This window comes from Haloplanus sp. CK5-1 (genome assembly GCF_037201915.1).
GTDB lineage: Archaea > Halobacteriota > Halobacteria > Halobacteriales > Haloferacaceae > Haloplanus > Haloplanus salilacus.
This window is the reverse complement of sequence record NZ_CP147505.1, coordinates 2,968,036-2,982,427: the sequence shown is the minus strand read 5'-3', so window position 1 is coordinate 2,982,427 and position 14,392 is coordinate 2,968,036. Positions and strand designations below refer to the sequence as shown.

Here is a 14,392-nt window from a genome sequence, read left to right as displayed (position 1 = left end):
ATATCGTTGCAACTACCCGGTTGAGGAATCCGGTGGGAAGTGTGACCTATACCCCACCGGATTCGGTGATTGTTGACCGGATTCAAAGAGCGTTTCCCTCCGACGAGTTGCGCGAGCGCGCTCGCGCAACATCACTTGTCGAACGAGAGCGGAAGTTCGACATCGTTGCGCTATTCTACACGCTCTCGTTCGGTTTCGCCGCTGGATCAGACCGCTCTCTCCAGGCATTTCTCGAACGCTACGTCGAGATGGCTGACTGCGAGGAACTCTCTTACGCGGCGTTCCACGACTGGTTCGAACCGGGTTTCGTTGCACTCCTTCGAGAGATTCTCGATGACGCCATCGAAAATCTCGATACCGGACGAGCCGAGTTGAACGGACGTCTCGAACGCTTTCGAGACGTCCTCATTGCCGACGCAACTATCGTTTCGCTGTACCAGGACGCCGCTGATATCTACGCAGCAACTGGCGAAGACCAGGCTGAACTGAAGCTCCACCTCACAGAGTCACTCTCCACCGGCCTTCCAACCCGGTTCCGTACAACCGACGGAACTACTCACGACCGGAGTCAGCTACCCACCGGAGAGTGGGTAGCTGACGCCCTCATACTGCTCGATTTGGGCTTCTACGACTTCTGGCTGTTCGACCGCATCGACCAGAACGGCGGCTGGTTCGTCTCCCGCGTCAAGGAAAACGCGAACTTCGAGATCGTCGAAGAACTGCGGACGTGGCGGGGCAACAGTATCCCACTCGAAGGGGAGTCGCTGCAGGCCGTCCTCGACGACCTGCAGCGACAGGAGATCGACGTCCGCATCACGCTCTCATTCGAGCGCAAGGGAGGGTCGGGCGCCAGCGCGACCCGGACGTTTCGACTGGTCGGCCTGCGCAACGAGGAGACCGAAGAGTACCACCTCTACCTGACGAATCTCGGCAAAGACGACTATAGCGCGCCCGATATTGCGCAGCTCTATCGGGCGCGCTGGGAGGTCGAACTGCTGTTCAAGGAGCTGAAGTCGCGGTTCGGCTTGGATGAGATCAACACGACCGACGCCTACATCATCGAGGCGCTGATCATCATGGCGGCAATTTCGCTGCTGATGAGTCGTGTAATCGTGGATGAGTTACGGTCGCTTGAGGCAAGACAACGAGAGGCCGAAGCCGCCGAAGACGCCGACTCGTCGGCGTCGCGGCTCCCCCGCCGTCGCTGTTCGCTAGCCGTCGAACGCCACGCTCATCTGATCCAGCTGTACCTCATGGTCGAGTTGGGCTACGAACTGCCAGATCTGGACGAGCTGTTGTTATGGGTGGCACGAAATCCAAATCCACACAGAGATCGGTTACGTGAGCAGGTTGAACGAGGTGAGTTCGGCTTTGACCGCCACTAAACTAGAACAGATGCGAAATCACCTTGTATTCGGTGACTCTGCTTCTGTGGTTGGATAACAAATTCTCGGTTCGGACTCAAAGTTGGGTCTTGTGGCGATACGATGTCTCTGTTTCTGTTCCAACGGTTGTCATACATACGTGTTAGATCGAATTATAACCCTAAATAATCACACCCTCCTGTTAGTGTATCACCAGCCCGTTTCTACATCAGTCTCAATAGCCAGATTGTCGTCAAGCTGTGAGATGATCTCTGAGATAAACGAGGATACTCTATATTCCCACAAGTAATTGTTGAGGAGATTGCTCGATTCTTCCGTCAACGCAGATTCAATAGTAGAGAGGACGCAGTTATGAGAACGCCTCGAACAGTTAGAGGCTGAGACCGTATCTGTCACGAGTCTCACGGTCTACATCATCGCTCAAGTACTGTTTAGCCGTCTCCAGATTTTCCCACCCTTGGTGGTTCTTAAGCGACATCAAGTCTCCACCGTTATCGATCCAATGCTGAGAGAAGGAACGACGCAGAATATGCGTTCCAATCGTGCTACGCTCCCTGCCGTCTTCCATTTCCTCTTTCTCAACCTTATCCTGAATCTTCTCACAGTTCTCGACAGCTGTGAGAAAGTCATCACGGAGACGGTCTGTACTGACGTGCGGATGCTCCTTGTGCTGGTTCTTGTTATAGCTCAGGAAGATGTACTCGTCATTTGTTGAAGCGTACTTCTCACGGTATCCATTCTCAATATATTTTTTCAGAATACGCTTCGTTCGAAGATCGAAGTACACGGGTCTCTCGCCGTAATCTGTTTTAACCGTGTCAATCATTAAGCTCCGCTCGTCCAAGTCCAAGTTGTCCATCTCAGCCTGACAGCACTCTTTAGCACGAATCCCAGTACTTGCCATCAAGCTAATCATCGCTTTCGCCCTCATCGACGGAGCTGACTCGATCAATGCTCTCATCTCCTCAACTGTTAGATTTGGCTTCGAGTGCTGGTCGCGTTAACTTTGGCGTGAGTTGTGCCGGACGGCGAGGGCTTGGAGCCACGATTCTGCTGTCTGCGGTTCGACATGGCTGAAACTAGTTGCGAACGATGAGGTTCGTTGTTCTATCTCCCAAAAGACACGTTCGATGGCATTCCGATTCCCGTGTGAAATCATCTGGAATCGGTACCCGTCTTCGTCGAGGACGTTCACTAGATAATCGGCGTCATCGACGAGAAATTCGACGCCATCTAGCCGATATTGCCGATGCAGCTCGGTCAGAAACCATCGCGTCGTCTGTTTCGTCGTCGCTGGAAACAGCCTGAACTGCAGGATTTCGTCGTTTGGGGATCGACGGCACCGTACAGCCAGTAGTCGTCGCCGTTGATGCGGATCACTTTCTCGTCGACCGCAAGTTGATCCGCACTCACCGTCGACATCGGCTGTAGATCGGCCTTGTGCACCCAGTTGTGAACCGCGACGTGACTACGTTTGACTCCCAACTCATCGAGAAACTGACTGGCATCCCTTGTTGACATACCTGCGAGATGACACCGGATGCCCACTTGAATCGCCCACTCGGGAGTCCGCTTTCGCTCCACAAACGACAAGTCGATCCACTCGATACATCCGTTGAGGCGGTCGAATTCTGGCATAAGCACTCAGAACTCGTCCGCCTCATCCTCTAACTTAACGCGACCCGAGTGCTTCGGCTCGTCTTTATCAATCCAATCCGTGTCAACATTCCTCGCAGGATTCACGGTGAAATCGGACCGTTTCTCGTACCAATCAAAGAACAGACGAACCGCCGTCATATACTCGTAAGCAGTGCGATTAGACACGTCTCCGTTAGCCATCCAAGTCAAGAAGCTCTCCAGTGTCACAGCATCCAAATCTTCCAACTCGTAGTCTTTCTCGTCCATCCACTCATTCAATTTCTTCAAACCACTCTGTCGATTAAGCCACGTACTCTTCGACTTACGGGCTTTGAGATAGTCAACAAAACTTTCGAACTCTGTTCTCATTCCAGATCACCCTCGAATTCCTCAAGCCGATAAATCACCTCCTCTGCCACCTGTGTAGCACCATCCACTTTCTCAGGGACTTCCTCAACAGCTTCACGCGTACGGCGGTTCTCTTGTCTCAGCATTTCCAGTTCATCCCTCAGCATATCCAACTGTTCGTCCAAATCGTCCTCTTCATCGTTGATTACGGATTCAACCCCTACCCTCAGGACCTGAGCAAGCGAGCCAAATTCATCAGACTCTTCGACAAACTCAGTCCATCGCTCGTGTCTCTTTGGTTCAACTCTGACGCCAACGAGTTTCTTATCTGGTTTTTCCTCGTCATTTTTTTCTGACATAGCAAATAAAACGTATAACTATACAATAATAAATGCTACGATTTGCTTACGCTAACGAGATAAAAGACCTGAGTTTGAGGATTTTCTTGTTAGTTTGAGTACATATGGGCTATAAATTTGATTTTTGTATACGCTGTTACCACGCATCAAATGCAAGGAGTGTGGCTACCGCTGGCGGGAGTACAACTGACCCGTCGACGAACGGCTTTTCCTGTCACACGGACGAAAGAGATACCCGTCTGGGGACCAACCGATAGAGGTGAGCGACACAACAAACGACGAACCGACGGACGAACTGGCAGACGACCTCGAATCGACCGGCCTCGGCCCGGCGGGACTGGCCGCCGTCGGCTCCGTCGCGCTGGCGCTGTACTACTACTACGTGCGCGGCGACAAGCAGAAAGGGCAGTTCGTCGGTCTCTGGCCGGCGACCATCCTCGGCCTCGCCACGTATCTCAAGCTCTCTCGGCGGGCACAGCGAGACGAGTAGCGGGAGCACGCGTTCGTTGGGACCACGGCTATCGACACTCGCGGTCGGCGACCGACTCCCGCTCCGACCCTTGGTAGACGGCGGTACCGTCGCCGGTTTCGACGTTCACGAGCATCGCCCGTCCACCGCAGCCGTGGGTCCGATCGTGCCCACGAACGACGACGCAGGTCGTCCCGACCGGCACCGAAACCGTCCTCGACCGCGTGAACTCGCGGGTTCCGTGGGGGTGGGCCAGGTCACGTCGACCCAGTCGTTCCCCCGCGAGCGTCTCGACCTGCCACCAGTCGGCGTAGCCGTCCTCGCCGTCGTCGTCGTGCAGGAGCGTCACGTCGAACCGGTAGTCGCCACCGCCCTCACTCTCGACGGTCACGCCGACGACGTTCGCCTCGCGGCGGTCGAGGTCGTTGGATCGCGCGTCGTCGGTATCGGTGGCCGGATCGGTCCCCGATCCCCCATCGCCACCCGCGCACCCGGTGAGACTCGTCGCGATCGCGGCCCCGAGGCCGACCACCCCGCGTCGGGTGTAGCTGGTCGATGACACGCCGTCCCGTACGGCGGCGAGTAGCAAAAATCGCTCGCGTGCGGTGGCTGCCCTCCGGATCACAGCACGTCCTCGAAGAAGGCCGCCACCGCGCTCCCCACCCGCGCCTCCCGGCCGACGAAGACGTGGTCGGCCGGGAACGTCTCGACCGTCCCACCCCGGCCGCCGACCGCCTCGCCGACCCGTTCGGCGTCGACGGTGTCGTCGCGGATCCCGTAGCCGACCCACAGCGGGTCGTCGACCCGGTCGACGGCGGCGACCACGTCGCTCCCGTCGTCGAGGCGGGCGACGGGCGAGAGCGCGGCGACTGGGCCGCTCACGGCGGCGGCTGTCAGGAGCGCGACGCCACCGCCGAAACTGTAGCCGAAGAGGGCCACGCGGTCGTAGCGGTCGGCCGCCCACTCCCGGGCGGCGCGGGCGTCGGCGCGTTCGCCCCGCCCCTCGTCCCAGGGACCGTAATCGAAACGCAGACAGTCGATCCCCTCGGGGAGGGCCGCGCTCACCGCACGCAGGCGGCCGTCGTGTCGGTCGCCGCCACACTGGGGGTGTGGGGGGGCCGCGACGACGACGGCCCGGGCGTCGCCGTCGTCGCTGTCGAGACTCCCCCGAACTGGACGTGTCCCCGGAATCCGGACGCGTTCGGTCGTCACACCGTTGGCTACGATTCCCTCCCTTACGATCCTGTCGCCGGGTGAGATTTTAAGGCCCGCGTCCCCAAGGAGGGGTATGGGAATACTCTCGCGGGCCTCCTACGTCGTTCGGTCGAAGCTCAACGCCCTCCTGAACCGGGCGGAGGACCCAACCGAGACGCTCGACTACTCCTACGAGCGGATGCGCGACGAACTCCAGCAGGTCAAACAGGGTATCGCCGATCTGACGACACAGAAGAAGCGCCTCGAGATCCAGAAGCGTCGCCTCGAGGACAACGTCGAGAAACACAACGAACAGGCCCGCGAAGCCGTACGCCAGGACCGTGAGGACCTCGCGCGGCGGGCACTGGAGAAAAAGAAGGAGAAGATGACCCAGATCGAGGAGTTGGAGGGTCAGATCGCCGACCTCCAGTCGACACAGGACGACCTCGTCGAGAAGAAGAACACCCTCCAGAGCCGGATCGAGGAGTTCCGCACGAAAAAGGAGACGATGAAGGCGCGCTACGAGGCCGCGGAGGCGTCGAACCGCGTCTCGGAGGCGATCAGCGGCGTCGGCGACGAGATGGGCGACGTGGGTCGGGCGCTCGAACGCGCCGAGGAGCGGACCGACGAGATGGAGGCTCGGTCGGCCGCGATGGACGAACTCCAGGAGTCGGGTGCCTTCGAGGACGCCCTCTCGGACAAAGACGAGATCGACCGCCAGCTGGAGTCCGGGCGGACGTCGACCGAGGTGGACGCCGAACTGGAGACGCTCAAGGCGGAGTTGGGGGAGTCGGGTGGTTCCGAGGCCGACGCCGACGAATCGACGGCTCCCGTCGACGACGACGTCGAGGCGGAACTCGACGAACTGCGGGAGAGCGAACGCGAGAGTGAGGGCGAGACCGACAACGACCGCGAGGAGTCGGCTTGATGGGCGACGAACCGGACCTCGTCGCCGCAGTCGAGCGATCGACCGACCCCGAGATCCGCGAGGAGTTCGACCGTCGGGCCCGCGACCAGGCCGTCCGGATCCGCGACGACATCGTCAGTGGCCGTCTCGACACCGACGACTTTGCCGTCGGAATGGAACTGGAGGCCTACGCCGTCGACGACGACGGTCGCCTCGCGTCCATCCCGGAGGCGGCCTTCGACCGCGGCGGGTTCGCGAAGGAACTCGGCGTCCACAACCTCGAGGTCAACTCCGAGGCGACACCCTTCGACGCCGACGGCCTCGCGAAACAGGCCGACCGCATCGCCGAGAACGTGGCGGATGCGCGGACGGTCCTCGGCGACGAGGGTCTCGTCCCGGTCCTCGACGCCATGTGGACCATCCCCCCAGCCGGTGGGACCGACACCTACCTCGGCGCCGTCGAGGAGCGGTCGGGGGTCGTCGTCGCGCGGAACATGCGCCAGCACCCCCGCTACGTCGCACTAGACAACGAGATCCTCGACCGGAGTGGAGGGACGATCACCGTCGACGCGCCCGGTGCTCGCCTCTCCTATCCGACGATCCTCGCCGAGTCGCTCGCCACCTCGATCCAGCCACACCTCCAGATCCCCGAGGTCGACGACTTCCCCGACTACTTCAACGCCGCGCTGCGGACGACCGGTCCGGTCCTCTCGCTGTCGAGTAACTCCCCGTTTCTCCCCGCGGACTGTTACGACGCGGCCGCCGATCCCGACGTGATCGAGGCAACCCTCCACGAACACCGGATCCGGGTGTTCGAGGAAAGCATCAACGCCGGCGCACCCCGCGGCGAGGGGAAGGTCCGGTTCCCGCGGGACCTCGCGGCGGCGACCGACGTGGTGGATCGGGTCGTCGCGGACGAGACGTACGCGCCCGTCCTCGCCGACGGGGACGCCCCGGACGCCAGTCCGTACCGGTCGACGATCCGCGAGTACGACCACAAGCGTGGTGTCCACTGGCGGTGGGTCCGTGGCGTCGTCGGCGGCCAACCGGTCGGCACCGAACGGGAGGGGGCCTCCCTGCGCATCGAGTACCGCCCGCTCCCGACCCAGCCGACCGTCCGGGACACCGTCTCCATCCAGGCGCTCGTCGTCGGGCTGCTCCGGGGACTCGTCGCTGCCGACCACCCGGTCCTCGACCTGCCGTGGACGGCCGCCCGGGACTGTTTCTACGACGCCGTCGCCCACGGGCCGGACGCCGAGTTGGCGTGGATCACCGCCGACGGCGACCGGACGACCGACCCCGACGCCGTCTACGACGACCTGTTCGCACACGCCCGTCGCGGCCTCCGGGAGGCCGGCCTCGGCGTCGACGCGATCGACGACTATCTCGCACCCGTCGAGCGCCGACGCGACGGGACCGTCCCGAGCGCGTGGAAGAAGGATCGGGTCAGGGAGGCGGCCGACGACGGCGCGACCCTCCCCGAGGCGATCGAGGTGATGCAACGCACCTACCTCGATCGTGCGGGCGGCCAGACGCCGTTCGTCGACTGGTAAATCCCCTCCGGCGATTGGTGTCGGCCGTGTGACGATAGTATTAAAAAATAGTGAACGTAGAGTGATATCGTGTCACAGATCACGGTCCCACTCGTCGTCTGTCCCCTTCTCGACGCCGCATTGCCGACGAACGCTCGCACCGACTCGGGAGCGTGCCGTCGAGCGTGAACCACTCTCGCTGGATCGCGATCGTCTTCGCGATACTCCTTTTGGCCTCGCTGCCTGCGACGGTCGCGGCCGTCGACCGAACGAGTATCGACGACCCGTTCTCGGAGCGAAGCCTCTCGAAGGTCTATCCGGGTGCCGACTCCTTCTCGGAGCCGTCGGGGGAGTACCGAACGGTCGAAGCCTACCGCCAGGTCGACGGCGAGCGCCAACTCGCCGGCTACGTCTTCCTCACGAGCAACGTCGTCGACGTCGAGGGCTACGGCAAGGAACCGATCGAATTCCTCGTGGCCATGGACACCGACGGCACCATCCGCGGGGTCGAACTCGTCGAACAGCACGAACCCTTCTTTGACCGCGTCTCCGCCATCCAGCGCTTGCGCCAGTTCGGCCACCAGATGGTCGGAATGTCCGTCACCGAGGAGGTTACGCTCCGCGAAGCCGGATCGGACGAGTATCACGTCGACGCGCTCACCGGCGCGTCCGTGACCACGCGGGCGTCCATCGAGACGGTGACACGCTCCGCCCGCATCGTGGCCCGGGAGAAGGGCATCATCTCGGAATCGGACGTCGACGGGGCCGCGAACGAAACGGCCGTGTCGAACCGGTCGTCCGCGGAGCGACGGATGACGCTCGGCGACCTGGGTCGGGGAACCGAACTGGCTCGCTGGGACGCTGGGACGCCCGCCGGACCCAACGCCTCCGCGCCGATCCAGCTCTACGCGGCCCCCATCGAAGCGGCCCCCGTCAGAGAGAGCCTCCTCGGTGACGCCAACGCCACCGACGCCAACGCGACGGTCCTCTGGGTCGGTCTCGCCGCTCCCGGCTCCCCGGATCCGGAGCGCCTTCGCCTCCACCAGTGGACCCGCTCGTCCGCGCCGCCGGTTCGGGAGACGCAGGTCGAGGGCGTCGACTGGAGCGCGGCGCTCGTGGTTCCGACGCTCGACACGACCCGACCGTTCGTCCTCGACCTGACGGTCGACGGGGAGCGGATTCGGCGGACCTACGGGCCGGGCGGTCTCGCGGTCCGGCGTCCCGTCGACGCCGCCGCCGCGCAGGTGCTACCGGCGTGGGTCGGCACCGTCGAGTCGGCGTGGGAGGACAACTGGAGTACCGCCCTGGCGCTCGTTCTCTTCCTCGGTGGGATCCTCGGCGTGTTCACCTTCCGCTCGCGCCTCTGTCGGCGTGCGGGCGTGACGGTCAACCGCCTGCGGATCGGGACGCTCGGGGCGACGCTCGTCTTCCTCGGCTGGTACCACCCGACCCAGCCGACCACCCAGCAAATCGCCATCTTGGTCCGAGAGCTCATCTCGTGGGCCACGACCGGCGGCTTCCGGTGGGCGCTGTTTTTCTCCGCACCGCTGGTCGCGATCACGTTCATCTACGTCGCCCTCGTCATCCCGAAGTGGGGTCGAGGGGTCTTCTGCGGGTGGATCTGTCCGTTCGGTGCGCTCTCAGAACTGCTCTACAAGGCGACGCCGTGGGAGTACGAACTCCCCCGTGAGTACCACGTCAAACTGGAGAAGATCCGATATCCGCTCTTCGTCGCCATCGTGGTTGGCTTCGTCGTCTCGACGGACTTCGGGGCGACGCTGGCGAAGGTCGAACCGTTCAAAGCGGCCTTCTACAGTTCGCTCGTAACCGACCCGGTCTACATCGCGTGGTCGGCGCTGCTCGTCGTCTCGGGCGCGTTCATGTTCCGGCCCTACTGCCGGTACGTCTGTCCCCTCGGGGCTGGCTTGGCCCTCGGCAACATCCTCCAGCGGGAGCCGATCCAGCGGTACGACCTCTGTGGCGACTGCGTGAAGTGCCAGACCGACTGTGACTTCCAGGCCATCGAGGACGACGGCTCAATCGACCAGTTCCAGTGTTTCCAGTGTTCGGTCTGTGTCGACAACTACCACGATCCCGAGGGGTGTCCGGTGGTCCTCCAGTACGACAACGAACACGGCTTCACGGTCGATGCCTGGCGGGACCCCGCGCTCATCGAGCGCATCCGCCCCGAGGACCGGACGACGGACTAACAGCGAATTCTCGCGAACCGTGCCATGACCGACAGCGGTGAGACCGACCTGTATCCGGGGAGCGAGGAACTGGTTCCCGAGGGGACCGTCGTCAGCATGGTCCGCCGATCGACGGCCGGGGACGACGCGTCGCCCGAGGAGTCGCCGGGATCGGACGCCGCCGGTCGGCCCGACACCACGGGTGGTGAGGACGATGCGTGAACTCGACCGCCGGTCGTTCCTGTCGACGGCCGTCGGGGGAGCCGCCGGTGCCGGGGTTCTCGGGCGGACGCTGCTCGTCCGTGGGGAGGTCACCGAGGTCCGAAGCACTCGCCTCATGATGGGGTCGCTCGTGACCGTCACTGCGGTGACGCGGGACCCCGATCGAGCCGAACTCGGCGTCGAACGCGCGTTCGCGGAGATGTCCCGTCTGGAGTCGGTGTTCACGCGCCACGACGCCGACGGGGAGGTGGCGCGCCTGAACGAGGCTGGCGTTCTCGCCGACCCGTCGCCCGAACTGGTCGCGCTCCTCCGTCGGTGTCGGCGGATCTACGACCGTACCGACGGCGCGTTCGACCCGACGGTCCTCCCCGTACTGTCGGCCTACGAATCCGGAGACGATACCCCACGGGACGCCCGTCGGCGCGTCGAGGACGCGTCCTTCGACGTGATCGACATATCCGAATCGACGCTCCGGGCACCGACGCCCGTCACCCTCGACGGTGTCGCGAAGGGTGCCGTGGTCGACGCCGGCGTCGCCGTCCTCCGTGATTGGGTCGACGCCGGCCTCGTCGAGGCCGGCGGCGACGTTCGGGCCTTCGGCGGGTCCGACTCGGCGTCGCGCTGGCGCGTCGGCGTCGAGGACCCCCACGGCGACGGTCTCGCCGCGACCCTCCGTCTCGACGGCGGCGGCGTCGCCACCTCCGGCAGCTACCGGATCTACTACGACGAGGACCGCACCCACCACCACATCCTCACGCCCGGGACCGGGCGGTCGCCCACCGAGGACGCGAGCGTCACGGTCGTCGCGCCGGACGCGGAGACGGCCGACGCCTACTCCACGGCCGCGTTCGTGATGGACGACGACCGAGCGTCGTCGTTCGTCGCCGCCCGCGACGGACTCTCGGCGCTGTTCCTGACGCGCGACGGTGGCCGACGCGCCACGGACGGCTGGGTCGACCTCCGGGCGACGGACTGAGCGGTGCCGGTCAGCGCGACCGGACGCCCGTCCCCGGACGATCCGGAATCGTCGCGCGCCCGCCGTCGTAGGTCGGCCCCTCGTAGGCGTCCTCGGCGAGGAGCAGTGCGCCGTCGAGGTCGACGTAGTCGACCAGCGGCGCGAGGTGGATCGACGCCGCGATGGAGGCGGTCGACTCGACCATACAGCCGAGCATCACCTCCAGCCCGTGTGCGCGGGCGGCGTGGACCATCCGGATCGCCTCGCGGACGCCGCCACACTTCATCAGTTTCAGGTTCGCGATGTCGACCCGGTCGGCCACCGCGGGGACGTCCGCGAGGACGCGGCAGGATTCGTCGGCGGCGACCGGGAGGGCGCTGCGTTCGTGGACCCGCTTCAACCCTGCGGGATGCTCCGCCGGGACGGGTTGCTCGACGAACTCGACGCCGAGGTCGGCCAGCCACTCGCTCTTCTCGACGGCCTCGTGGGGCGTCCACGCCTCGTTGGCGTCGACGCGAATCGTCGCGTCGGGGGCGGCCCCCCGGATCGCCTCGACCAGTTCCCGGTCGCGGTCGGTGCCGAGTTTCACCTTCAGGATCGAGTAGCCCGCGTCGACGGCGTCCGCGGCGTGGTCCGCCATCGTCTCGGGGTCGTCGATGGCGACCGTGTAGGAGGTGGGTGGCGCGCGGTCGGGGTCGAGGCCGAAGTGACGGTAGAGTGGGACGCCGAGACGACGGGTCGCCAGGTCGTGGACCGCGACGCTTACGGCGGCACGGGCGGCCGGGTTCTCACGGACGACGGCGCGGAGTCGGCGCTCGACCTCGCCGAGTGCGAGGGGGTCGTCCACCGCCTCGACCGCGTCGAGGAGGTCGGGAAGCACCGCACACACGGTGTCGGCCGTCTCGCCGTAGTGTGTGTCGGGCGCGGCGGCACCCACACCCGTTCGTCCCGCCTCGTCGCTGACGCGGACGACCACCGTCTCCACCTCCGTCATCGACCCGCGCGAGATGGTGAACGCGCCGTCGATGGGGAGGGTCAGACGCTCGAATTCGGCCTTCATAGCAGGCCGTCCAAGATCTCGTCGGCGTCGAATCGGATCGGGTCGGTCGCCGGTGCGCCGACGGCGTCGGCGTACGACTCGACCGCATCCCGCGCCGCGTCGTCGCCGTCGACCGACCGTGTGTCGAGAGCACCGGCGGCCACCTCCGCGGAGGCGACCGGCGCTGCGAGGTCCTCGTAGAGATCGACGTAGGTTCCGATCGGCTGGATTGCGAACTCCTCGTAGCCGTGGATCGTCTCCCGTCCGGCGCTGTGGGTCAACACCAGCGAGTCGGGTATCGCGCCGTGGAGCAGGCTACAGGTGACCCCGGAGTAGGCTGGGTGGACTATCGTCCCCTGTCCCTCGACGAAGAGGACGTCGTGGTCGGGGGCGGCGTTAAGGATCATCCGCTCGACGGCCCCCGCCGCGAAGTCGGAGATCACCCGATCGACGGGGATCCCCCACCCGGCGATCATGATCCCCGTCTGCCCGGTGGGGACGAACCCGGCGTCGATCCCTCGCTCGCGGGCCGCGGCGACGAGTTCGAGCGTCGTCGTCATCTTGCCCGTCGAGCAGTCGGTGCCGACGGTCAGTATCACCTCGCTGTCCACGTCACCCGCCCGCCCCTCGCTCACCGTGAGGTCCTCGGGCGGGCGTCGTACGTCGACCAGGTCGACGCCGTGGTCGGCCGCGAGCGCCGCGAACTCGTCGTCGTCGGCGAGGAAGTAGTGCAGACCGCCGACCACGTCACACCCTGCCTCGATGGCGGCCCGCACGTCGGGTCGCCAGGAGTCGTCGAAACCGCCGCCGATGGGTGCGATACCGATCAGTAGGGCGTCCACGTCCGGGGCGTCGGCCATGCTCCCGACGATCGGGGCGTCCGGGGCGTCCGGGAGGTGGTCGGCGACCGACTCGCCGGCGTGGGCACGGTCGATCACCGCAGTCACGTCGTAGTCGGCGTACCGGATGACGCCGACCGCAGTCTTCGCGCGATCGGGGAATCGGTCGTGGGCGAGGACGGCGACCGTGTCGTCGGGGTCGAGCGTCGTCGTCATACCCTCGGAAGGTGGCCACAGGACGATGAATCCCCCGGTCCTTCGGGCGCTACTCTGCGTCGATATCGAGGACGACCTTCCCACGGGAGCCACTCGACAGCACGTGGCGCTGTGCCTCGGCCGCCTCCGCCAGCGGGTACGCGGCCTCGATTTCGACCGTGAACGTGCCGTCGGCCAGCAAGGGACCGACGCGTTCGAGGATCGGCACTTGATCGTCGCGCGAGGCCATGATCGACATGAACCGCAGGTCGGCGTCGGCGATCTTGCCTGTCATCGACGCCCCGGGGTCGATCCGGATCGGCTCCTCCTCGCCGAGGATGACCACGCTCCCGCCGCGAGCCAGGAGATCGAGGTCCGTCTCGACGTTGGCCGCGGCGTGGGTCTCGAGTACCACATCCACCTCCCCGCCGGCGGCCTCGCGGACCCGGTCGGCGGCGTCGTCGGCCGCGTAGTCGACGACCGCGTCCGCACCGAGGTCCCGGAGGAACGAGTGGTCGGTGCTCGCCGTCGCGACCACCCGTGCCCCCGCGTGGGCCGCGATCTGGACCGCCGCGTGGCCGACGCCCCCGCGGCCACCCTGCACCAGGCAGGCGTCGCCCACCGAGAGGTCGCCCCGGTAGACGAGGCCCCGCCACGCCGTCGCGAAGGCCATGGCGGCGGCGGCCCCCTCGTCGAACGACACCGACTCCGGGAGCGGTGCCAGCGACTCGGCCGGCGCGACGACGTACTCGGCGTACGTCCCGTCCTCGAACAGGCCGAGACCGGTGGCGAACACCCGGTCCCCGACCGCCATCCCGTCGACGCCGTCGCCGGCGGCTTCGACGACGCCGGCCATATCCGACCCCCCGACGTGTGGGAGGCCGTCTGCGGGGCTCACCGCGCCGTCCCGCACGTAGGTGTCGATCGGGTTGACGCTCGCCGCGCGGACCCGGACGAGGAGTTCGCCCGGTCCCGGTTCCGGCGTCGGGACGTCGTCGACCGTCAGTACGTCTGTGTCACCGTGTTCGTGGTATCGAATTGCTTTCATGATAGTGTTCCCGTCGCTTCGGTCACGACCCACCGTGTGGACCGTCCCGTGACGTTCGCCGAGAGACGCGCCC

General features: G+C 64.8%; 14 protein-coding genes and 2 pseudogenes. 7 read left to right on the top strand and 9 right to left on the bottom strand.

Going from position 1 to position 14,392, the window contains the following annotated elements:
- Window positions 1-32 precede the first annotated feature (32 nt).
- A complete protein-coding gene (locus tag NBT81_RS15835; RefSeq protein WP_338738141.1) occupies window positions 33-1,385 on the top strand; it encodes an IS4 family transposase in 1,353 nt (450 codons plus the stop codon).
- Window positions 1,386-1,755: 370 nt separating this feature from the next.
- Here the strand turns inward: NBT81_RS15835 and NBT81_RS15830 are convergent.
- From NBT81_RS15830 to NBT81_RS15815, 4 genes and pseudogenes are all read right to left on the bottom strand, one after another.
- Window positions 1,756-2,352: pseudogene (locus NBT81_RS15830) on the bottom strand (tyrosine-type recombinase/integrase); the annotation flags it as partial.
- A 33-nt stretch (window positions 2,353-2,385) separates the two neighbouring features.
- Window positions 2,386-3,023: pseudogene (locus NBT81_RS15825) on the bottom strand (IS6 family transposase).
- Window positions 3,024-3,029: 6 nt separating this feature from the next.
- Window positions 3,030-3,392 (bottom strand): phage integrase SAM-like domain-containing protein, encoded by a 363-nt coding sequence (locus tag NBT81_RS15820; protein ID WP_338739819.1) that lies wholly within the window; start codon window positions 3,390-3,392, stop codon window positions 3,030-3,032.
- A complete protein-coding gene (locus NBT81_RS15815; protein WP_338739818.1) occupies window positions 3,389-3,730 on the bottom strand; it encodes a hypothetical protein in 342 nt (113 codons plus the stop codon). Before NBT81_RS15815 ends, NBT81_RS15820 begins: the two co-directional genes overlap by 4 nt.
- 259 nt (window positions 3,731-3,989) lie before the next feature.
- On the opposite strand from NBT81_RS15815, the gene NBT81_RS15810 reads away from it, so the two are divergent.
- The gene (locus NBT81_RS15810) at window positions 3,990-4,220 is read left to right on the top strand and encodes a hypothetical protein (protein ID WP_338739817.1); all 231 of its coding nucleotides are present in this window, start codon (window positions 3,990-3,992) and stop codon (window positions 4,218-4,220) included.
- 28 nt (window positions 4,221-4,248) lie between these two features.
- Here the strand turns inward: NBT81_RS15810 and NBT81_RS15805 are convergent, their stop codons facing one another.
- Both NBT81_RS15805 and NBT81_RS15800 read right to left on the bottom strand, forming a co-directional pair.
- Window positions 4,249-4,761, bottom strand: a complete 513-nt coding sequence (locus tag NBT81_RS15805) for a hypothetical protein (protein ID WP_338739815.1) — start codon at window positions 4,759-4,761, stop codon at window positions 4,249-4,251.
- A gap of 59 nt (window positions 4,762-4,820) precedes the next feature.
- Window positions 4,821-5,411, bottom strand: a complete 591-nt coding sequence (locus NBT81_RS15800; RefSeq protein ID WP_338739814.1) for an alpha/beta hydrolase — start codon at window positions 5,409-5,411, stop codon at window positions 4,821-4,823.
- 76 nt (window positions 5,412-5,487) lie between these two features.
- On the opposite strand from NBT81_RS15800, the gene NBT81_RS15795 reads away from it, so the two are divergent.
- The 5 genes from NBT81_RS15795 (at window position 5,488) to NBT81_RS15775 (ending at window position 11,219) form a co-directional block, all read left to right on the top strand.
- On the top strand, window positions 5,488-6,321 hold the full coding sequence (locus tag NBT81_RS15795; protein WP_338739813.1) for a PspA/IM30 family protein: 834 nt from the start codon (window positions 5,488-5,490) through the stop codon (window positions 6,319-6,321).
- Entirely contained in the window at window positions 6,321-7,853 is a 1,533-nt protein-coding gene (locus NBT81_RS15790) for a hypothetical protein (RefSeq protein ID WP_338739811.1), read from the top strand. The genes NBT81_RS15795 and NBT81_RS15790 overlap by 1 nt, the downstream gene beginning before the upstream one ends.
- Window positions 7,854-8,017: 164 nt before the next feature.
- A complete protein-coding gene (locus NBT81_RS15785; RefSeq protein WP_338739810.1) occupies window positions 8,018-10,042 on the top strand; it encodes a 4Fe-4S binding protein in 2,025 nt (674 codons plus the stop codon).
- Window positions 10,043-10,066: 24 nt separating this feature from the next.
- Entirely contained in the window at window positions 10,067-10,243 is a 177-nt protein-coding gene (locus tag NBT81_RS15780; protein ID WP_338739809.1) for a hypothetical protein, read from the top strand.
- Window positions 10,236-11,219 carry an FAD:protein FMN transferase gene (locus NBT81_RS15775; protein WP_338739807.1) on the top strand — a complete coding sequence of 328 codons (984 nt, stop codon included), beginning with the start codon at window positions 10,236-10,238 and terminating at the stop codon, window positions 11,217-11,219. The genes NBT81_RS15780 and NBT81_RS15775 overlap by 8 nt, the downstream gene beginning before the upstream one ends.
- A gap of 10 nt (window positions 11,220-11,229) precedes the next feature.
- Here NBT81_RS15775 and NBT81_RS15770 read toward each other — a convergent pair whose 3' ends face one another.
- The 3 genes from NBT81_RS15770 to NBT81_RS15760 are packed head-to-tail and all read right to left on the bottom strand — an operon-like array spanning window position 11,230 to window position 14,319.
- Window positions 11,230-12,258, bottom strand: a complete 1,029-nt coding sequence (locus NBT81_RS15770; RefSeq protein ID WP_338739805.1) for a dipeptide epimerase — start codon at window positions 12,256-12,258, stop codon at window positions 11,230-11,232.
- Complete coding sequence (locus NBT81_RS15765) at window positions 12,255-13,292, bottom strand: DUF1611 domain-containing protein (RefSeq protein WP_338739804.1); 1,038 nt, start codon at window positions 13,290-13,292, stop codon at window positions 12,255-12,257. The genes NBT81_RS15770 and NBT81_RS15765 overlap by 4 nt, the downstream gene beginning before the upstream one ends.
- A 49-nt stretch (window positions 13,293-13,341) precedes the next feature.
- Entirely contained in the window at window positions 13,342-14,319 is a 978-nt protein-coding gene (locus NBT81_RS15760) for an NADPH:quinone reductase (RefSeq protein ID WP_338739803.1), read from the bottom strand.
- Window positions 14,320-14,392: the final 73 nt, after the last annotated feature.